Origin of the sequence: Streptomyces sp. NPDC004065, assembly GCF_044903565.1 — a bacterium.
GTDB lineage: Bacteria > Actinomycetota > Actinomycetes > Streptomycetales > Streptomycetaceae > Streptomyces.
On record NZ_JBJDQT010000012.1, the window covers coordinates 14,684 to 33,510 of the forward strand.

General features: G+C 74.4%; 18 protein-coding genes. 12 read left to right on the forward strand and 6 right to left on the reverse strand.

What is annotated here, in order from left to right; genetic code table 11:
* Nucleotides 1–17: 17 nt before the first annotated feature.
* The 5 genes from rimO to ACI2LW_RS15180 all read left to right on the forward strand — a co-directional run bounded on the left by rimO (nt 18) and on the right by ACI2LW_RS15180 (nt 4,046).
* Nucleotides 18–1,490, forward strand: a complete 1,473-nt coding sequence (rimO, locus tag ACI2LW_RS15160) for a 30S ribosomal protein S12 methylthiotransferase RimO (RefSeq protein ID WP_404731641.1) — start codon at nt 18–20, stop codon at nt 1,488–1,490.
* Nucleotides 1,487–2,287: a CDP-diacylglycerol--glycerol-3-phosphate 3-phosphatidyltransferase gene (gene pgsA / locus ACI2LW_RS15165; RefSeq protein WP_404731642.1), complete on the forward strand. Its 801-nt coding sequence runs from the start codon at nt 1,487–1,489 to the stop codon at nt 2,285–2,287. The genes rimO and pgsA overlap by 4 nt, the downstream gene beginning before the upstream one ends.
* Nucleotides 2,284–2,829, forward strand: coding sequence for a CinA family protein (locus ACI2LW_RS15170; protein ID WP_404731643.1), 546 nt, complete (start codon nt 2,284–2,286; stop codon nt 2,827–2,829). The genes pgsA and ACI2LW_RS15170 overlap by 4 nt, the downstream gene beginning before the upstream one ends.
* Nucleotides 2,830–2,938: 109 nt before the next feature.
* Entirely contained in the window at nt 2,939–3,313 is a 375-nt protein-coding gene (locus ACI2LW_RS15175) for a helix-turn-helix domain-containing protein (RefSeq protein WP_129306211.1), read from the forward strand.
* Nucleotides 3,314–3,614: 301 nt separating this feature from the next.
* Nucleotides 3,615–4,046, forward strand: a complete 432-nt coding sequence (locus tag ACI2LW_RS15180) for a hypothetical protein (protein ID WP_404731644.1) — start codon at nt 3,615–3,617, stop codon at nt 4,044–4,046.
* Here the strand turns inward: ACI2LW_RS15180 and ACI2LW_RS15185 are convergent.
* Nucleotides 4,028–4,873 (reverse strand): Fpg/Nei family DNA glycosylase, encoded by an 846-nt coding sequence (locus tag ACI2LW_RS15185; RefSeq protein ID WP_404731645.1) that lies wholly within the window; start codon nt 4,871–4,873, stop codon nt 4,028–4,030. The two genes, ACI2LW_RS15180 and ACI2LW_RS15185, sit on opposite strands and share 19 nt — an antisense overlap.
* A 35-nt stretch (nt 4,874–4,908) precedes the next feature.
* Nucleotides 4,909–9,966, reverse strand: a complete 5,058-nt coding sequence (locus ACI2LW_RS15190; protein WP_404731646.1) for an ATP-dependent helicase — start codon at nt 9,964–9,966, stop codon at nt 4,909–4,911.
* A 188-nt stretch (nt 9,967–10,154) separates the two neighbouring features.
* Between ACI2LW_RS15190 and ACI2LW_RS15195 the strand changes: the two genes are divergently transcribed.
* Genes ACI2LW_RS15195 through ACI2LW_RS15205 form a run of 3 tightly spaced genes read left to right on the forward strand, consistent with a single transcriptional unit; the run spans nt 10,155 to nt 12,303 of the window.
* Complete coding sequence (locus ACI2LW_RS15195; RefSeq protein ID WP_404731647.1) at nt 10,155–11,150, forward strand: AraC family transcriptional regulator; 996 nt, start codon at nt 10,155–10,157, stop codon at nt 11,148–11,150.
* On the forward strand, nt 11,048–11,998 hold the full coding sequence (locus ACI2LW_RS15200; RefSeq protein WP_404731770.1) for an AzlC family ABC transporter permease: 951 nt from the start codon (nt 11,048–11,050) through the stop codon (nt 11,996–11,998). Before ACI2LW_RS15195 ends, ACI2LW_RS15200 begins: the two co-directional genes overlap by 103 nt.
* Nucleotides 11,995–12,303 carry an AzlD domain-containing protein gene (locus ACI2LW_RS15205; protein ID WP_404731648.1) on the forward strand — a complete coding sequence of 103 codons (309 nt, stop codon included), beginning with the start codon at nt 11,995–11,997 and terminating at the stop codon, nt 12,301–12,303. Before ACI2LW_RS15200 ends, ACI2LW_RS15205 begins: the two co-directional genes overlap by 4 nt.
* 26 nt (nt 12,304–12,329) lie before the next feature.
* Here ACI2LW_RS15205 and ACI2LW_RS15210 read toward each other — a convergent pair whose 3' ends face one another.
* Nucleotides 12,330–13,337, reverse strand: coding sequence for a hypothetical protein (locus ACI2LW_RS15210; protein WP_404731649.1), 1,008 nt, complete (start codon nt 13,335–13,337; stop codon nt 12,330–12,332).
* Nucleotides 13,338–13,416: 79 nt separating this feature from the next.
* Between ACI2LW_RS15210 and ACI2LW_RS15215 the strand changes: the two genes are divergently transcribed.
* From ACI2LW_RS15215 to recX, 4 genes are all read left to right on the forward strand, one after another.
* Complete coding sequence (locus ACI2LW_RS15215) at nt 13,417–13,611, forward strand: DUF3046 domain-containing protein (protein WP_404731650.1); 195 nt, start codon at nt 13,417–13,419, stop codon at nt 13,609–13,611.
* A 60-nt stretch (nt 13,612–13,671) separates the two neighbouring features.
* Complete coding sequence (locus ACI2LW_RS15220; RefSeq protein ID WP_404731651.1) at nt 13,672–15,021, forward strand: AI-2E family transporter; 1,350 nt, start codon at nt 13,672–13,674, stop codon at nt 15,019–15,021.
* A 353-nt stretch (nt 15,022–15,374) separates the two neighbouring features.
* Nucleotides 15,375–16,499 carry a recombinase RecA gene (gene recA / locus ACI2LW_RS15225; protein WP_404731652.1) on the forward strand — a complete coding sequence of 375 codons (1,125 nt, stop codon included), beginning with the start codon at nt 15,375–15,377 and terminating at the stop codon, nt 16,497–16,499.
* Nucleotides 16,500–16,502: 3 nt separating this feature from the next.
* Nucleotides 16,503–17,333 carry a recombination regulator RecX gene (gene recX / locus ACI2LW_RS15230; RefSeq protein WP_404731653.1) on the forward strand — a complete coding sequence of 277 codons (831 nt, stop codon included), beginning with the start codon at nt 16,503–16,505 and terminating at the stop codon, nt 17,331–17,333.
* A gap of 129 nt (nt 17,334–17,462) precedes the next feature.
* On the opposite strand, the gene ACI2LW_RS15235 is transcribed toward recX, so the two are convergent.
* From ACI2LW_RS15235 to ACI2LW_RS15245, 3 genes are all read right to left on the reverse strand, one after another.
* Complete coding sequence (locus tag ACI2LW_RS15235) at nt 17,463–17,879, reverse strand: rhodanese-like domain-containing protein (protein ID WP_404731654.1); 417 nt, start codon at nt 17,877–17,879, stop codon at nt 17,463–17,465.
* The gene (locus ACI2LW_RS15240) at nt 17,876–18,424 is read right to left on the reverse strand and encodes a cysteine dioxygenase (protein WP_404731655.1); all 549 of its coding nucleotides are present in this window, start codon (nt 18,422–18,424) and stop codon (nt 17,876–17,878) included. The genes ACI2LW_RS15235 and ACI2LW_RS15240 overlap by 4 nt, the downstream gene beginning before the upstream one ends.
* Before the next feature lie 88 nt (nt 18,425–18,512).
* The gene (locus tag ACI2LW_RS15245) at nt 18,513–18,800 is read right to left on the reverse strand and encodes a putative leader peptide (protein ID WP_404731656.1); all 288 of its coding nucleotides are present in this window, start codon (nt 18,798–18,800) and stop codon (nt 18,513–18,515) included.
* Nucleotides 18,801–18,827 lie beyond the last annotated feature (27 nt).

Here is an 18,827-nt window from a genome sequence, read left to right on the forward strand (position 1 = left end):
AAAGTAGTCTTGAGCCCATGCCTGAACGCCGTACCGTCGCACTCGTCACTCTTGGCTGCGCCCGCAACGAGGTGGACTCGGAGGAGCTCGCAGGCCGTTTGGAGGCGGACGGCTGGCAGCTCGTGGAGGACGCCGCGGACGCGGACGTCGCCGTGGTCAACACCTGTGGCTTCGTGGAGGCCGCCAAGAAGGACTCCGTCGACGCCCTCCTGGAGGCCAACGACCTCAAGGACCACGGCAGAACCCAGGCCGTCGTCGCGGTCGGCTGCATGGCCGAGCGGTACGGCAAGGAACTCGCCGAGGCGCTGCCCGAGGCCGACGGCGTGCTCGGTTTCGACGACTACGCGGACATCTCCGACCGCCTGCGGACGATCCTGAGCGGCGGCGTCCACGCCGCCCACACCCCCCGCGACCGTCGCAAGCTGCTTCCCATCAGCCCGGCCGAGCGGCAGCAGGCGGGCACCGAGGTGGCGATCCCCGGCCACGGCCCCGCGGACCTGCCCGAGGGCGTCGCCCCGGTCTCCGGGCCGCGCGCGCCCCTGCGCCGCCGCCTGGACGGCGCCCCGGTCGCCTCGGTCAAGCTCGCCTCCGGCTGCGACCGGCGCTGCTCCTTCTGCGCCATCCCCTCCTTCCGCGGCTCCTTCATCTCCCGCCGCCCGGCCGACGTGCTGAACGAGACCCGCTGGCTGGCCGAGCAGGGCGTCAAGGAGGTGATGCTGGTCTCCGAGAACAACACCTCCTACGGCAAGGACCTCGGCGACATCCGCCTGCTGGAGTCGCTGCTGCCCGAGCTCGCGGGCGTCGACGGGATCGAGCGTGTCCGCGTCAGCTACCTCCAGCCGGCCGAGATGCGCCCCGGGCTGATCGACGTGCTGACCTCCACCCCGAAGGTCGCCCCCTACTTCGACCTCTCCTTCCAGCACTCCGCGCCCGGCGTGCTGCGCGCGATGCGCCGCTTCGGCGACACCGACCGCTTCCTGGAACTGCTCGAGACCATCCGCACCAAGGCCCCGCAGGCCGGGGTGCGCTCCAACTTCATCGTCGGCTTCCCCGGCGAGACCGAGGCCGACCTGGCCGAGCTGGAGCGCTTCCTGAACGGCGCGCGGCTGGACGCCATCGGTGTCTTCGGGTACTCCGACGAGGAGGGCACCGAGGCGGCGACCTACGACGGCAAGCTGGACGAGGACGTGGTCGCCGCCCGGCTGGCGCGCGTCTCCCGGCTGGCCGACGAACTCGTCTCCCAGCGCGCCGAGGAGCGCCTGGGCGAGACGGTGCACGTGCTGGTGGAGTCCGTGGACGCCGAGGAGGGCGCCCAGGGCCGCGCCGAGCACCAGGCCCCGGAGACGGACGGCCAGGTGCTGCTCAGGGGCGGCGAGGGACTGGGCGTCGGCCGTATGGTCGAGGCGAAGGTGGTCGGCACGGAGGGTGTCGACCTGGTGGCCGAGCCGCTGACCGGCTCGCTCGCGTGGAGTGAGGAGGCAGGCAGATGACCGGAGTCCCGGCATCCGCGGCAGGCGGCTCCTCCGGCGCGAACGGGGCGGCCGTCCCGGCCTCCGGCCGTACCGGCGCGGACGGGGCTCACGGCGCCCACGGCGACGGCGCGCCCGCACCCGGTGCGCGGCGGGACGGCGCGCCCGGTGCGCAGCGCGAGAGCGGCCGGCCGGCCCGCGGCGGGAAGATCGCGGCCGCGGCCGTCAACCAGGCCAGCGTGTGGAACGTCGCCAACCTGCTGACCATGCTCCGGCTGCTGCTGGTGCCCGGCTTCGTGGCGCTGATGCTGGCCGACGGCGGGTACGACCCCGCGTGGCGGTCCCTGGCCTGGGCGGCCTTCGCCATCGCCATGATCACCGACCTGTTCGACGGGCATCTGGCGCGGACCTACAACCTCGTCACCGACTTCGGGAAGATCGCCGACCCCATCGCCGACAAGGCGATCATGGGGGCGGCGCTGATCTGTCTCTCCGGGCTCGGCGATCTGCCCTGGTGGGTGACCGCCGTGATCCTCGGCCGGGAACTCGGGATCACCCTCCTGCGTTTCCTCGTCATCCGGTACGGCGTCATCCCCGCCAGCCGCGGCGGCAAGCTCAAGACGCTCACTCAGGGCGTCGCCGTCGGGATGTACGTGCTGGCGCTGACCGGCTGGCTGGCCACCCTCCGGTTCTGGGTGATGGCGGCCGCCGTCGTCCTGACCGTGGTGACCGGACTCGACTATGTGAGACAGGCCATCGTGCTGCGCAGGCGGGGAATCGCCGAGCGCCGCGCCGCGTTGGAGGAGTCGCAGGCGTGACCTCGCCGGCCACCGAAGTCGTGCAACTACTCACGGTGAGGGGCGAGACGGTCGCCGTGGCCGAGTCGCTGACCGGCGGGCTGGTCGCGGCGGAGATCACCTCGGTCCCGGGCGCCTCCAAGGTCTTCCGGGGCTCGATCACCGCCTACGCCACCGAGCTCAAGCACGAGCTGCTGGGTGTCGACGCCACCCTGCTGGCCGAGCGGGGAGCGGTGGATCCGCAGGTCGCCGCCCAGATGGCGGCCGGCGTGCGTAGGGCGCTGCACGCCGACTGGGGCGTGGCCACCACCGGCGTGGCCGGCCCCGACCCCCAGGACGGACAGCCCGTGGGCACGGTCTTCGTGGCCGTGGACGGGCCCGGAGGAACGGAGCCCGGCGCCCCGCGCGGCGGGAAAACCGCCGCACTGCGGTTGAACGGCGGCCGGGCGGAAATTCGTATGGAGAGTGTACGGAGCGTACTCGCGCTGCTCCTCGAGCGGATCGCGGGCGAACAGACCGGGAATGAGCGGGCACAGGATACGGAACGGAACGGGGGGTTTTGATGTTTGCAGCCCTGAGTGAACACGACATCGCTCCCCGCACGGCCGCGGCGCGAGGCGGTACGGTGGGGCGTGAAGGATGCGGCTACGCGGTCCGAGGAGGGAGCCACCGATGATTCTGCTCCGTCGCCTGCTGGGTGACGTGCTGCGTCGGCAGCGCCAACGCCAGGGCCGTACTCTGCGCGAAGTCTCCTCGTCCGCCCGAGTCTCGCTCGGCTATCTCTCCGAGGTGGAGCGGGGGCAGAAGGAGGCTTCCTCCGAGCTGCTCTCCGCCATCTGCGACGCGCTGGACGTACGGATGTCCGAGCTCATGCGGGAAGTGAGCGACGAGCTCGCCCTCGCCGAGCTGGCCCAGTCTGCTGCGGCCACCGATCCGGTACCCGCGCCGGTTCGCCCGATGCTGGGCTCCGTGTCGGTGACGGGTGTGCCACCGGAACGGGTGACCATCAAGGCACCCGCCGAGGCCGTGGACGTGGTGGCCGCGTGAGCTGCCGCACGCCCGCGTGAACTGACCCAGATGTGCGAGGCCCCGGCCGGGGCCGCTCCGGTGGATCCGGAGGGGCCCGGCCGGGGTTTTGGCGTTTCCGGGCCCTTCGCCCTGTCCCCTCGCCCTGCCCGCTGCGTCCCGTTTGCCGGTGCGGTACCGCGCGGTGATGGTGGAGGCCGGGTCGCGTTCGGGTGATCCGGCGCCGGGAAGTGCGCCGCGCGCCTCCGTGTGCCCCGGTGCGCCCTCCTGCGCGCGAGGGCGGAGTTCTAGCGTCGGGCTGGGTCGGTCTGGAGGTGGAGCGATGGCGGGGCCGGCGGTGCGCTGGGGGGCCGCTCTGGGGCTCGGGGCGCTGTGGTGGTGGGCCGTGCTGCGGCTGGTGCTGGCGCGGGACGCCGGGCTGCTGGAGGGGGCGGTGGCGGCCGGCGGCTGGGGTCTGAGCGTGCTTCCCGTCCACTGCGTGCCGGACGGGATGGATGGGACGGACGGTACGGGCGGTACGGGCCGGGACCGGAAGACGGCGCGCAAGCGGGGTCGGGGTGGAACGGGCGGCGGCGACGCGGCGGTGGGGGTGGCCTCGCAGACGGAGGCGGCCGTGGCGGCGGAAGCGGCGGATGCGGCCGAGGCGATCGTCATGCCCGACATGCCCGAGATGCCCGAGGCGCCCGAAGCGCCCGAAGCGCCCGACGGGGGTGATCCCGGGGAGCCGACTGGCCGTCACTTCGGCGTACGGTGATACCGCTCCCGCCACCTCTGCGGGGAGCCCGGTGCCGGTGCGGGACCGGCCTGACAGCTCGGGCACCAGTAGGTGGGCCGCTCCTGCGAACCGTCGCCCTGGTCGGCCACCCGGACGGACGTGCCGCAGCGCAGACAGGGCCGGGGCGCCCGCCCGTAGACGAACAGATCCTGGTTGCGCAGGCCCGTGGTCCTGCGGACCACACGGTCGCGGTTGACCTCCAGGAGTCTCTTGGCGAGCGCGGGCAGCTTCGCGGCACGGTCGGCGGGCAGCGCGCCGACGGGCAGCCACGGTGTGACACCGAGCAGAAAGCACAGCTCGCTCTTGTAGATGTTGCCGATGCCCGCGAGATTGCGCTGGTCGAGCAGGGCCTCGCCGAGCCGGCGGCCGGGGTCGGCGAGCAGATTGGCGAGCGCCAGGTCCGGGTCCCAGTCGGGGCCGAGCAGATCGGGACCGAGGTGGCCGACGGCCCGCTCCTCCTCGGAGCTGCGCAGCAGCTCGAGCACCGGGAGGCGGTATCCGACGGCGGCCCGGTCCGCGGTGGCGAGCACGGCCCGGATCTGATGGGCGGGACCGCCCCTGAAGCGCTCGCCGTGGCCGTACACCTTCCAGGCGCCCTCCATCCGCAGGTGCGAGTGCAGCGTCAGTCCGCCCTCGAACCGTGTGAGCAGGTGCTTGCCGCGGGACACCGTGTCCAGCACGGTCCGGCCGGAGAGGTCGACCGTGGCGTACTTCGGCACCCGGAAGTCGCTGCGGGTCAGCACCTCGCCCGCGAGGGCGTCGTGCAACCGCCTCGCGGCCTGCCAGACCGTGTCACCTTCGGGCATGCGTCAAGGGTGACACGCGCCCACGCACGGCCGCCTCACGCCCGCAGGCGCAGGCCGCGCGGGGTCGCGATGAAACCCGCCCTCTCCAGCAGGGCGCCGATGGGGGAGGTCAGCGCCTGGGCGCCGTTGACGCGCTCCACGGTGACGGTGCCCAGGGAGCCGGCGCGGGCGGCCGCGGCGAGCGCCTCGGCGGCCACCCGCAGGCGCGGGTCGTCCGGGGCCGCGGCCTCCGGATCGGCGGGCCAGGCCAGCAGCGTCTTGCCTCCGCGCTCCATGTAGAGGGTCAGCTCGCCGTCCACGAGCACCACGAGCGAACCGGCCTTGCGCCCGGGCTTGTGGCCCGCGTCGGTGGGCGGCTCGGGCCAGGGCAGGGCCGCGCCGTAGGCGTTCGCGGGGTCGGCGGCGGCCAGGACGACCGCACGTGAGCCGTCGGAGACGGCCCGGCCGCGCCGGTCGCCGTAACCGGAGCCGGTCCCGTACGGGAACGCGTACGCCGCGGTCTGTCCGCCGCCTCGGGGGCCGCCCTGACCGGGGGAGTCGTAGTCCCGGGGCGAGACGTAGTCCCCCGGGCCGAACCCGGCGCCGCGGCCGTTCCCGGAGCCGCCGCCGTTCCCGGCACCGGGACCCCGGCCGGCGCCGAAGGGCCCAGCGGGCTCGTCCGGCACGCCGAACGCGTCTGCCCGCCCGAAGCCGTCCGCCTGCCCGAAGCCGTGCTCCGGCCCGAAGCCGTGCTCCGGCCCGAACGCGTCGGGGCTCCCGAACCCGTCGGCCCGCCCGGGACCGCTCCCGCCGGGAGCGCCGAAACCGTCCCCTCCAGCGCCTCCCGGGCCCGCGCCGGGCAGGGCCTCGCCCCGCTCACGGGCGGTCGCCACCGCGCGCAGGCGGTCGACGGCACCGTCCATCGCGAACTGGGCGGCGCCCAGCCCCTCCACCACGTACCCCCGCCGGGCCTGGCCGCTGTCCTCGAAGGCGGACAGCACCCGGTACACCGCCGAGAAACCGCCCTCGACTCCCTCCGCGGCCACCGCGCCCCGGGTGACCACGCCGTGCCGGTCGAGGAGAGTGCGCGCGAGCGCGTGGGCGCGCACGGTGGGGTCGGTTTCGCGCGCGGGCAGCAGGGACCAGCGGCCGGCGACCGTCGGCGGGCCGCTGCGGGAGGCGGCGCGCGCGGCGGCCGTCAGCGAGCCGTAACGCCCGCGCGGCACCGCGCGCTTGGCGCGGTGCGCCGTGGATCCGGCGGTGCGGCCCGAACCCAGCAGGGAGCGCATCGGCGCGAGCGTGTCGTTGGTGAGCCGGCCCGACCAGGCCAGGTCCCACAGCGCGTCGGCCAGTTGCGGATCGGTGGCCTCCGGGTGGGTGGTGGCGCGGACCCGGTCGGCGATCTGACGGAAGAACAGTCCGTACCCTCCGGACAGCGCCTCCAGGACGGACTGGTGAAGCGGCGTCAGCTCCAGGGGGTGCGGCGAGGGCAGCAGCAGGGGCGCCGCGTCCGCCAGGTACAGCGAGACCCAGCCGTCCTTGCCGGGAAGGGCGCCCGCGCCCGCCCACACCACCTCTCCCGCGGCGGTGAGTTCGTCGAGCATAGCCGGCGTGTAGTCCGTCACCCGGGACGGCAGGACCAGCTTCTCCAGCGCCGACGCCGGCACGGACGCGCCCTGCAACTGCTCGACGGCGCGCACCAGTCCGTCGATCCCGCGCAGGTTGTGCCCCCTGCCGATGTGCTGCCACTGGGGCAGGAACTGCGCCAGAGCGGCCGGCGGCACCGGCTCCAGCTCGTGCCGCAGCGCGGCCAGGGAACGGCGCCGCAGCCGGCGCAGGACCGCCGCGTCGCACCACTCCTGGCCGCTGCCCGCGGGGTGGAACTCGCCCTGTACGACCCGGCCGCTCGCGGCGAGCCGCTGCAGCGCGCCCTCGGTCACCGCCACGCCCAGGCCGAAGCGGGCCGCGGCGGCGGCCGTGGTGAACGGGCCGTGGGTGCGGGCGTAGCGGGCGAGGAGGTCGCCCAGCGGGTCCTTCACCGGTTCGGTGAACGCCTCCGGGACACCCACCGGCAGCGCGGTGCCGAGCGCGTCCCGCAGCCGGCCCGCGTCCTCGATCGCCGCCCAGTGGTCGGCCCCGGCGATGCGGACCCGGATGGCCCGGCGGGCCCGGGCCAGTTCCTCGGCCCAGCCCGGCTCGGCCCCCCGCTCGGCCAGCTCCGCGTCGGTGAGCGGGCCGAGCATCCGCAGCACGTCCGCGACGCCCTCCACGTCCTTGACGCGGCGGTCCTCGGTCAGCCACTGCAGCTCCCGCTCCAGCTCGGTCAGCACCTCCGCGTCCAGCAGCTCGCGCAGCTCCGCCTGGCCCAGCAGCTCGGCCAGCAGCCGCGAGTCCAGGGACAGGGCGGCGGCGCGGCGCTCGGCGAGCGGCGAGTCGCCCTCGTACAGGAACTGGGCGACGTACCCGAAGAGCAGGGAGCGGGCGAAGGGGGACGGCTCGGGGGTGGTCACCTCGACCAGGCGCACCCGGCGGGACTCGATGTCGCCCATCAGCTCGACCAGGCCCGGGACGTCGAAGACGTCCTGGAGGCATTCGCGGACCGCCTCCAGCACGATGGGGAACGACCCGAACTCGCTCGCCACCTGCAGCAGCTGCGCCGCGCGCTGGCGCTGCTGCCACAGCGGGGTGCGCCTGCCCGGATTGCGGCGCGGCAGCAGCAGCGCCCGGGCCGCGCACTCGCGGAACCTGGAGGCGAACAGGGCCGAGCCGCCGACCTGGTCGGTGACGATCTGGTCGACCTCGCCCTTGTCGAAGGCGACGTCCGCCGCGCCCACGGGCGCCTGCTCGGCGTCGTACTCCAGGCCCCCTTTCGCGGGCTCCTGGTCGAGCAGGTCCAGGCCCATCAGGTCGGCGTCCGGCAGGCGCAGCACGATGCCGTCGTCGGCGTGCATGACCTGCGCGTCCATGCCGTACCGCTCGGACAGGCGGGCGCCCAGGGCCAGCGCCCACGGGGCGTGCACCTGGGCCCCGAAGGGCGAGTGCACCACGACCCGCCAGTCGCCCAGCTCGTCGCGGAACCGCTCCACCACGATCGTCCGGTCGTCGGGGACGTGACCGCAGGCCTCGCGCTGCTCGTCCAGGTAGGACAGGACGTTGTCCGCGGCCCACGCGTCGAGACCGGCGGTGAGCAGCCTGAGCCGGGCGTCCTCCCTGGACAGGGCGGAGACCTCGCGCAGGAAGGCGCCCACCGCCCGCCCCAGTTCCAGCGGGCGGCCCAGCTGGTCGCCCTTCCAGAACGGCAGCCGCCCCGGCACACCCGGCGCGGGGGAGACCAGGACCCGGTCGCGGGTGATGTCCTCGATGCGCCAGGAGCTCGTGCCCAGGGTGAACACGTCGCCGACCCGCGACTCGTAGACCATCTCCTCGTCCAGCTCGCCGACCCGGCCGCCGCCCTTCTTCGGATCGGAGCCGGCGAGGAACACCCCGAACAGGCCGCGGTCGGGGATGGTGCCGCCGGAGGTGACGGCCAGACGCTGCGCGCCGGGGCGGCCGGTGACCGTGCCCGTCACGCGGTCCCACACGACACGCGGACGCAGCTCCGCGAACGCGTCGGAGGGGTAGCGGCCGGCGAGCATGTCGAGGACGGCCGTGAACGCCGACTCCGGCAGGGAGGCGAACGGGGCCGCCCGGCGGACCGCCGCGAGCAGGTCGTCGAACTGCCAGGTGTCCATCGCCGTCATGGCGACGAGCTGCTGGGCGAGGACGTCGAGCGGGTTGGCGGGCACCTTCAGGGCCTCGATGGCGCCGGTGCGCATCCGCTCGGTGACCACCGCCGCCTGCACCAGATCGCCGCGGTACTTGGGGAAGACCACGCCCGTGGAGACCGCGCCGACCTGGTGTCCGGCGCGGCCGACGCGCTGCAGACCGGAGGCCACCGACGGCGGGGACTCGACCTGCACCACGAGGTCCACCGCGCCCATGTCGATGCCCAGCTCGAGGCTGGAGGTGGCGACGACCGCGGGCAGCCGGCCCGCCTTCAGGTCCTCCTCGACCAGGGCGCGCTGCTCCTTGGAGACCGAGCCGTGGTGCGCCCGGGCGATCACCGGCGGGGCGCCGTGCGCCGCCCCGGAGCCGCCCATCAGCTCGGCGGGGGAGTGGTGCTCGTCCAGGGACTCCCCGGTCGCCCGCTCGTAGGCGATCTCGTTGAGCCGGTTGCACAGGCGCTCGGCCAGGCGGCGGGAGTTGGCGAACACGATCGTCGAGCGGTGGGCCTGGACCAGATCGGTGATCCGCTCCTCCACGTGCGGCCAGATCGACGGCCGCTCCGCCGCGCCGTCGCCCTCGGCGACCGGGGAGCCGCCGAGCTCGCCCAGGTCCTCGACCGGGACGACCACCGACAGGTCGAACTCCTTGCCGGACTCCGGCTGGACGATCTCCACCTTGCCGCGCGGCGACAGATAGCGGGCGACCTCGTCGACCGGGCGGACGGTCGCGGACAGGCCGATGCGCCGGGCGGGCCTGGGCAGCAGCTCGTCCAGGCGCTCCAGGGACAGCGCGAGATGGGCGCCGCGCTTGGTGCCCGCCACGGCGTGCACCTCGTCCAGGATCACCGTCTCCACCCCGGTCAGGGCGTCGCGCGTGGCCGAGGTCAGCATCAGGAACAGCGACTCGGGGGTGGTGATCAGGATGTCCGGCGGCCGGGTGGACAGGGCACGGCGCTCGGCCGGCGGGGTGTCGCCGGAGCGGATGCCCACCTTGATCTCCGGCTCGGGCAGGCCCAGCCGGACGGACTCCTGGCGGATGCCGGTCAGCGGGCTGCGCAGGTTGCGCTCGACGTCGACGGCGAGGGCCTTGAGCGGGGAGACGTACAGCACCCGGCAGCGCTTCTTCGGATCGGCCGGGGGCGGGGTGGAGGCGAGCTGGTCCAGGGCGGCCAGGAAGGCGGCCAGGGTCTTGCCCGAGCCCGTCGGCGCGACGACCAGCACGTCCGAGCCCGCGCCGATGGCCTGCCACGCGCCCGCCTGGGCGGCGGTGGGCGCGGGGAAGGCCCCCGTGAACCAGCCGCGGGTCGCGGGGGAGAAGCCGCCGAGGGCCGGGTGAGCGTCGCTGACCATGCGTCCATCCTGCACCCGGCCACTGACATAGCGGCCGGCCTGCGCTTTCTCCGCTGTGATCCACTGCTGTGACGCACTGCCTGTGAGGCACTGCCTGTGAGGCACTGCCTGTGAGGCACTGCCTGTGACGCACTGCTGTGACCGGGGCCCCGGCCCGGCCTGCGCCGACGGCGGCGGAGAATGGGCGTATGGCGGAATCCGGCGAGGAGCGGGCGCGGCACTGGCGGTACGAGGAACTGCCCGGTGTCGATCTTCTGCGCGCCCGCTACGTCCGCAAGGCGTTCGTCCGGCACACTCACGAGCACTTCGTGATCGCCGCCATCGCGGAGGGCGTCGAGGTCTTCCACCACGGCGGGTCCGACCAGTACGCGGGGCCGGGGACGCTCGCCCTGGTCAACCCGGAGACACCGCACACGGGGCGGGCGGGGGTGCCCGAGGGCTGGCGGTACGGGGCGGTGTACCCGGCGCCGGATCTGGTGGCCGGGATCGCCGCGGAGACCACGGCCCTGCGTGGAACGCCCGGTTTCGTCGATCCGGTGCTCGACGATCCGTACGCGGCCCGCCTGGTGCACCAGGTGCTGCGGGCCGCCGACGAGGGCAACGCGCTGGCCGCCGACACGCTGCTGCGGGTGGCCGTGACCCGGCTGCTGCGGCTGAACGGCGGCCCGCTGCCGCAGCGGGCGGTGCGCACGGCGGGGGCGCGTGTCGCGGCACGCGCGCGGGCCGTGCTGGAGGAGCGGCTGGCCGACCCGCCGAGTCTGGAGAACCTGGCGGCCGGCCTCGAGGTCAGCCCGTTCGCGCTGCTGCGGGCCTTCCGGGCCGCGTACGGCATGCCGCCGCACGCCTGGCTGACCGACGCCCGGGTGCGCCGGGCCCGGCGCCTGCTGGACCTGGGCACCGCGCCGGCCGAGGCCGCCGTCGCCGTCGGCTTCACCGACCAGTCCCACCTCAGCCGCCACTTCTCCCGGATCGTGGGCGTGCCCCCGGGGGCGTACCGGCGTGAGCGCAAGAACGTACAAGACGCGCCGCCGGGGCTCGTCCTACCGTTGGGGACGTGGCAGAACAGACAGCGCACGCGGACATACGGCCCTACGGAGGAGGAGACGGCGGGGAAGGAACGGGCGGTGCCGGGAAGCCGGACGCCGCCGTCGTCCGGGACGCCCTCGGCGTCGGAGTCGCCGTAGGACTGTCCGGGTTCGCCTTCGGGGTGACCTCGGCGGGCAGCGGCCTCACCGTCCTGCAGACCTGCGCGCTGAGCCTGCTGGTGTTCACCGGGGCCTCCCAGTTCGCGCTCGTGGGCGCGCTGGCGGCCGGCGGCAACCCGCTCACGGCCGCCGCGGGCGCCTTCTTCCTCGGGGTGCGCAACGCCTTCTACGGACTGCGCCTGTCGCAGTTGCTGGCCCTGCCGCGCCGGGTACGGCCGCTGGCCGCCCAGTGGGTCATCGACGAGACCACGGCGGTGGCGCTCGCCCAGCCCACCCGGCGCAGCGCGCGCATCGGCTTCACCGTGACCGGCCTCACCCTGTACGTGCTGTGGAACCTCACCACGCTGCTCGGCGCCCTGGGCGCCGAGGCGCTCGGCGACACCGACGCGTGGGGGCTGGACGCGGCCGGGCCCGCGGTGTTCCTGGCGCTGCTCGCGCCCATGCTGAGGACGGCCACCGAGCGGGCCGTCGCCGCCCTCGCCGTACTGCTCGGGCTCGGTCTGCTGCCCGTGCTGCCCGCCGGGGTGCCGGTGCTGGCGGCCGCCCTCGCCGCTCCGGCCGTGCTGTACCTGGAGGGCCGCCGCCGCGCGGACCGTGACCTGGAGGGCCGCCGCGGCGCGGGCCTGGCCGACGACGGCGGCCAGGACGATCACGTCCGTGACGGCGTGGGCGTCCGTGACGGCGTGGGCGTCCGTGACGGCGTGGGCGTCCGTGACGGCGTGGGCGCCGATCACGACAGCCCCGCCCATGACGACGTACGGGACGAGCCGGCGGACGCCGCGGTGCGCGACGGCGCCCGCGACGGCGGCCGGGAGGAGGAGCGTTGAACGTCTGGATCGCGGTCGCCCTGACCGCCCTCGGCTGCTACGCCGTCAAGCTCGCCGGGCTGCTCGTCCCGGCGGGCGCGCTGGAGCGGCCCCTGGTGAAGCGGCTCGCCGCGCTGCTGCCGGTGGCCCTGCTGGCCGCGCTCACCGCGCAGCAGACGTTCGCCCACGGCCACGCGCTCGAGCTGAACGCGCGGGCGGCCGGCCTCGCGGCCGCCGCCGTGGCACTGCTGCTGCGTGCGCCGTTCCTGCTCGTCGTCGGCGCGGCCGTGCTGGTGACGGCCGGGGTGCGGGCCATGGGCGGCTGACCCGGGCCGGACCGCCCCGGCCGGGCTCAGCCGATGGCGCGGCCGTACGCCCTCAGGGTGCGCAGGGCCTCGATCGTCACCAGGGGACGCGCCTCCAGGGCGACGCCCGGAGCCCACTGGCGCCAGGTGATCGGCCAGCCGCCGTCCTTCTGCTGCCGGCGCGCCAGGAAGTCCAGGGAGCGGTTCATCTCCGCGTCGGTGAACCACGCGCGCGCCAGGGAGTCCGGCGTCCGGGCGTAGTCGTGCGGGAAGTGGTGCTCGCCGGATGCGTAACCGGGCGCCACCGGCCAGGCGTCCAGGCAGTCGGGTTCCAGCGCCGCCAGCCGCTGCTCGCGCACGAGCCGGCCGAGCCGCTCGGCCGCCGCCAGGGCGCGCGGCCGGTCAGGAACGGAGTCCAGGAAGGTGACGGCCGCCTCGACCTCGTACGGGTGGGACGTCTCCAGCGACTCCACCCGCCGCCAGCAGTAGTCGGTCGCCCGGAACAGCCACGCGTGCCAGACCTCGTTGCGGTGCAGCAGGCCCACGACCGGGCCGGTGGCCAGCAGGTCGCTGGGCGGGTCGTCGACGACCGGCACGAAGGGCGCCGCGGGATATCCGCGCTGGCCGGGATGGACCGCGGGCAGCGCGCCGTCCGGGGTGGACACCGAGGTCAGATAGCGGCACACGCGCTCCACGCGCTGCCCGCCGCAGCGCCCCACCGCGTCCAGCACCCGCAGCGCGTGCGCGGTGTGCAGCGGCTGGCTGACCGGGCCGCGCAGATCGGGCTCCAGCGCGTGCCCGTATCCGCCGTCCTCGTTGCGGTAGGCGTCCAGCGCGGTCTCCACCGGGTCCGCGTCGCCGTGCAGGAAGTGGTACGCGAACAGCCGCTGCTCCAGCACGCGCGCGGTGAGCCACACGAAGTGCTCGGCGCGGAAGAGCGGAGAGGACGCCGGGGACGGCGAGGACGCCAGGGACGGCGAGGACGCCGGTGAGGGCGAGGACGCCGGGGACGGCGAGGACGGCGGGGGCAGTGCGGAAGCTCCGGTCTCGGCCATGGTCAGACCGTAGGGGGCGGAGCCGTCCCCGCAGGCGGTCATGGTCCGGGGTCACTCTCGCGGGCGGGATACTGGGGGCATGCGGTTGACGGTCTTCTGGGAGCGGATGGCGGAGCACTTCGGCGCGGGGTACGCCGACACCTTCGCCCGCGACCATGTCATGTCGGAGCTCGGCGGACGCACGGTGCACGAGGCGCTGGCGGCCGGCTGGGACGCCAAGGACGTGTGGCGCGTGGTCTGCCAGGTCATGAATGTTCCCGGGGAGCGGCGCTGACCCGTCGCGAAGTGCGCGGGACCGTGCCGGATCACCGACGGCATGGGCGAGACTTGCACCGTGGCACCCACTGACGAGACCGGGCGGACGGCCCAGCACGCACCCACGATCGGCACGCCGCCGCCTCCCCGGTCCCCGGCCGAGGGGGGTGCCGGGCCGGCCGCCCGTATGCCGCGCTGGCTGCCGCGGGCCATGGTGCTCGCGCTGGCGCTGGTCGCCGCCTTCCAGTTCGGCAGCTGGGCCTTCCACCAGCTGACCAGTCTGCTGATCAACGTTCTCATCGCGTTCTTCCTGGCGCTGGCCATCGAGCCCGCGGTCAGCCGCATGGCCGCCCGCGGCATGCGGCGGGGACTGGCCACCTTCCTGGTCTTCCTCGGCCTGACGGTGGTGGCGGCGGGGTTCGTCACGCTGCTCGGCTCGATGCTGGCCGGCCAGCTCGTCAAGCTCGTCGAGGGCTTCCCCGACTACCTCGACTCGGTCATCCACTGGGTCAACTCCACCTTCCACACCGAGCTGAGACGGGTCGACGTCCAGGAGGGGCTGCTGCGCTCCGACTGGCTGCGCAAGTACGCGCAGAACAGCGCCGCGGGCGTGCTGGACGTGTCCGCGCAGGTGCTCGGCGGGCTGTTCCAGCTGCTGACGATCGCGCTGTTCTCCTTCTACTTCGCCGCCGACGGCCCGCGGCTGCGCCGCACCGTCTGCTCCGTGCTGCCGCCCGCCCGCCAGGCCGAGGTGCTGCGCGCCTGGGAGATCGCCGTGGACAAGACCGGCGGCTATCTGTACTCGCGCGGCCTGATGGCGCTGATCTCGGGGGTCGCGCACTACATCCTGCTCCAGGCCCTCGGCGTGCCCTACGCGCCCGTGCTCGGCGTCTGGGTGGGCCTCGTCTCCCAGTTCATCCCCACCATCGGCACCTACCTCGCCGGCGCGCTGCCGATGCTGATCGCGTTCACGGTCAACCCCTGGTACGCGGTGTGGGTGCTGGTCTTCGTCGTGATCTACCAGCAGTTCGAGAACTACATGCTGCAGCCCAAGCTGACCTCGAAGACCGTTGACATCCACCCCGCGGTCGCCTTCGGTTCGGTGATAGCGGGCACCGCCCTGCTCGGCGCGGTGGGCGCGCTGATCGCCATTCCGGCGGTCGCCACGCTGCAGGCGTTCCTGGGGGCGTACGTGAAGCGGTACGCCGTCACGGACGACCCCCGGGTGCACGGCCACCGCCGGCGCCAGGCCGCCGGCCCCGGCGGCCTGGCCGGCCGGGCCCGGCGGCTGTGGGGGACGCGCCGGCCGGGGACGGGGTCCGGGACGGCGCCGGAGGAGGTCCGGGGCGCGGCCGCGGGCGAGCCGGAGGACGTCCGGGGCGCGGCCGCGGCGGGAGAGGCGTCCCCCGGGGAGCAGAGCGGCTCTTAGGCAGGGGGCCGGCGAGCGGCGTCCGGCGTCCGGCGAGCGGCGTCCGGCGAGCGGGGAACGGCGTCCGGCGTCCGGCGTCCGGCGAGCGGCGAGCGGGGAACGGCCGACGGCGAACGCCGGGCGGCCGCATCGGCCCGGACCGCCGGTTCCGCGGGGTCCCGCTTGACACGAAAATCGAACATCTATTCTTATGGGGGCTCCGGTGAGGCTCAACGAGGGGGATTTCGCCCCGGTTCGGGGTGATAAGCGCCTGAGTTGTCCACAGGCCGGAGGGACGTCGGGGCGCATTGTCAGTGGCAGGCGTTAGCGTCTTTGACGTGAAGCGATCGACTCAAGCAAACCGGGTGGAACCCATGGCAGGTACCGACCGCGAGAAGGCGCTCGACGCCGCGCTCGCACAGATTGAACGGCAATTCGGCAAGGGCGCGGTCATGCGCATGGGCGAGCGGTCGAAGGAGCCCATCGAGGTCATCCCCACCGGGTCGACCGCGCTCGACGTGGCCCTCGGCGTCGGCGGCCTGCCGCGCGGCCGTGTCGTGGAGATCTACGGACCGGAGTCCTCCGGCAAGACGACCCTGACCCTGCACGCCGTCGCGAACGCCCAGAAGGCCGGCGGCCAGGTGGCCTTCGTGGACGCCGAGCACGCCCTCGACCCCGAGTACGCGCGCAAGCTCGGCGTCGACATCGACAACCTGATCCTGTCCCAGCCCGACAACGGCGAGCAGGCGCTGGAGATCGTGGACATGCTGGTCCGCTCCGGCGCGCTCGACCTCATCGTCATCGACTCGGTCGCCGCGCTCGTCCCGCGCGCGGAGATCGAGGGCGAGATGGGCGACAGCCACGTGGGTCTGCAGGCCCGGCTGATGAGCCAGGCCCTCCGCAAGATCACCAGCGCGCTCAACCAGTCGAAGACCACGGCCATCTTCATCAACCAGCTGCGCGAGAAGATCGGCGTGATGTTCGGCTCCCCGGAGACCACGACCGGTGGCCGGGCGCTGAAGTTCTACGCCTCGGTGCGCATCGACATCCGCCGCATCGAGACCCTGAAGGACGGCACGGAGGCGGTCGGCAACCGCACCCGCTGCAAGGTCGTCAAGAACAAGGTCGCGCCCCCCTTCAAGCAGGCCGAGTTCGACATCCTCTACGGCCAGGGCATCAGCCGCGAGGGCGGCCTGATCGACATGGGCGTGGAGCACGGCTTCGTCCGCAAGGCCGGCGCCTGGTACACGTACGAGGGCGACCAGCTCGGCCAGGGCAAGGAGAACGCGCGCAACTTCCTGAAGGACAACCCCGACCTGGCCAACGAGATCGAGAAGAAGATCAAGGAGAAGCTGGGCGTCGGCGTGCGGCCCGAGGAGCCGGCCGCGGAGCCGGCCACGGGCGCGGCGGTCCCGGCCGCCCCGGACGCCGCCGCCAAGACGGCCCCCGCCGCGGCCGCCAAGGCCACCAAGCCCAAGGCCGCCGCAGCCAAGAGCTGACCCGTGACACGACGAACCGACTGGCCGGAGTACGAGCACGAGTACGCCGCCTTCGGCGCCCCACGGGGGAGGGGCACCGGGGACGGCCGCGACTCCGGGCCGGGTCACGGCGGCGCGGACGACGCCGACGCCGACGGGCCGTTCCGGCCGGGCGACGGCGCGGACGAGGGCATGGGCGGCTCCCGCCGGGGCGGCTCGCGTGACGGCGGGTCGCGCGGCGGGCGCGGGCGTCGCCGGCGTGGTTTCGGCGAGGCGTCCGCGGAGGACGGGGGCACCTCCTCCTCGTCGAGGGCCGAGCGGGAGGAGCCTCCGGGGGACCCGGTGGAGCGGGCGCGCGCGATCTGTCTGCGCCTGCTCACCGGGACCCCGCGCACCCGCAAGCAGCTCGCCGACGCCCTGCGCAAGCGGGAGATCCCCGACGAGGCGGCGGAGGAGGTCCTGTCGCGGTTCGAGGAGGTCGGGCTGATCGACGACGGTGCCTTCGCGGACGCCTGGGTGGAGTCCCGGCACCACGGACGCGGACTGGCCCGGCGCGCGCTCGCCCGGGAGCTGCGCACCAAGGGCGTGGACGCCGCGCTGATCGACGAGGCGGTCGGCAGGCTCGACGCCGAGCGGGAGGAGGCCACCGCACGCGAGCTCGTCGACCGCAAGCTGCGCGCCACCCGCGGGCTCGACCGGGACAAGCGGCTGCGCCGGCTGGCGGGCATGCTCGCCCGCAAGGGCTACTCCGAGGGCCTGGCCCTGCGGGTGGTCCGCCGGGCGCTGGAGGAGGAGGGCGAGGACACCGGCTTCCTCGAGGACACGGGGTACGACGAGGGCGACGGGGCCGGCTGAGACCGGGTCCGGACCGCACCGGCCCCCGGCCGGAACCCGCCCCCTCGAGCCCCCTGGGGTTCCCGAGCCCTGGCCCTCGGCCCCGGAGAAGCGCCGCCGTCCCGGCCGGCGTCCCCGCGGCGAGGGCGGCTACAGCGACTGCGCCCGCGTCGTCGTCACCGGCAGTCCCGCGGCCCGCCACGCCTGGAAGCCGCCCACCAGGTCGGTCGCCCGGTGCAGGCCCAGCTGGTGCAGGGAGGCGGCGGCCAGGCTGGAGGCGTAGCCCTCGTTGCAGACCACCACGACCCGCAGGTCGTGGCCGGTGGCCTCGGGAAGACGGTGGCTGCCCCGCGGATCCAGCCGCCACTCCAGCTCATTGCGCTCGACGACGAGGGCTCCGGGGATCAGCCCGTCCCGCTCGCGCAGGGCGGCGTAGCGGATGTCCACCAGCAGGGCCTCGCCGGCCCGGGCGGCGGAGTACGCCTCGGACGCCTCGACGCGCTCGTAACTCTGCCGGACCCGTTCCAGCAGCTCGTCGATCCCGACCGGCGGGCGCCGCGCGCTCAACTCCAGTCCTCCGGGCGCTCGACCTGCTCCAGGCGCAGGGTCTGTCCGGTACGGCTGTAACGGCGGATCCGCGGCAGCGGCGGATAGTAGGCGTGCACGGACACCGCATGCCCCTCCGCGGACGGATTGAACACTTCGTGCACGTGATGCCGCCCGAAGGTGCGACCCCGGCCGGCCGGCAGCCGGCGCTCGCGGTCCACGCCGTCGGTGAGTTCGAGGGTCTTCCAGCCGTCGGTGGGCAGCCGCGCGGCCAGCGAGTTCTCCGTCAGCTCGCCGGTCGCGGTGAAGAAGGCGCCCACGGAGTCGGCGTGGTCGTGCCAGCCGGTGCCGCTGCCGGGCGGCCAGCCGATCAGCCAGGCCTCGCTGCCACCGGGCCCTTCCAGCCGCACCCAGGTGCGGCCCTGCGGATCGAGGGGCAGCGAGGCGATCAGCTCGGCGTCCGCGGCGACGCGCTGGGCGAAGTCGAGGAGGTCCGCCTGCGTGGGCGCCGTGGCGCGGTCGGTGGCGGCGGACACGGGCAGGGAGGAGGAGACAGACACGTACACCGTCCTGGAGAAGGTTCGCGAAAGGCGCGCGACGGCAGCGGAAGCGGCGCGCGCCTGAAAGTGGGGATGGGGAAGAAGAAACGCGAATTCAGCAGGACGGGCGACACACGCAGCCCGCGTAGCGGACGAGGTCCATGTGGACCCTCCGCCACAGGCGTACACAGGTGTCGGTCACGATCCGGAGTACACCATGCCGGTCCGGACCGGTCAACTCACCGTCACCATGTGGACCGCCCGGTGACGGCGGGTGCCCGGCCGCCGGTTCGGGGCGGCCCGCGGCCGTCCAGGCCGGCGGGCTGTGCGGCCGCCTCGGCCGACGCTCCGGACAGCGCTCCGGACAGGCCGTCGGGAAACCCGGAACAGTCCCGGCACACACCCGGACCAAGCCGAGGACAGGCCGGAA

Excerpts from the sequence above, each read along its gene's own strand:
- ACI2LW_RS15190 (WP_404731646.1), bottom strand. The coding sequence starts at position 9,966 with ATGGTCAGCGACGCTCACCCGGCCCTCGGCGGCTTCTCCCCCGCGACC.
- ACI2LW_RS15180 (WP_404731644.1), top strand. The coding sequence starts at position 3,615 with ATGGCGGGGCCGGCGGTGCGCTGGGGGGCCGCTCTGGGGCTCGGGGCG.
- recA (WP_404731652.1), top strand. The coding sequence starts at position 15,375 with ATGGCAGGTACCGACCGCGAGAAGGCGCTCGACGCCGCGCTCGCACAG.
- ACI2LW_RS15215 (WP_404731650.1), top strand. The coding sequence starts at position 13,417 with ATGCGGTTGACGGTCTTCTGGGAGCGGATGGCGGAGCACTTCGGCGCG.
- ACI2LW_RS15175 (WP_129306211.1), top strand. The coding sequence starts at position 2,939 with ATGATTCTGCTCCGTCGCCTGCTGGGTGACGTGCTGCGTCGGCAGCGC.
- ACI2LW_RS15210 (WP_404731649.1), bottom strand. The coding sequence starts at position 13,337 with ATGGCCGAGACCGGAGCTTCCGCACTGCCCCCGCCGTCCTCGCCGTCC.
- ACI2LW_RS15185 (WP_404731645.1), bottom strand. The coding sequence starts at position 4,873 with ATGCCCGAAGGTGACACGGTCTGGCAGGCCGCGAGGCGGTTGCACGAC.
- ACI2LW_RS15195 (WP_404731647.1), top strand. The coding sequence starts at position 10,155 with ATGGCGGAATCCGGCGAGGAGCGGGCGCGGCACTGGCGGTACGAGGAA.
- pgsA (WP_404731642.1), top strand. The coding sequence starts at position 1,487 with ATGACCGGAGTCCCGGCATCCGCGGCAGGCGGCTCCTCCGGCGCGAAC.
- rimO (WP_404731641.1), top strand. The coding sequence starts at position 18 with ATGCCTGAACGCCGTACCGTCGCACTCGTCACTCTTGGCTGCGCCCGC.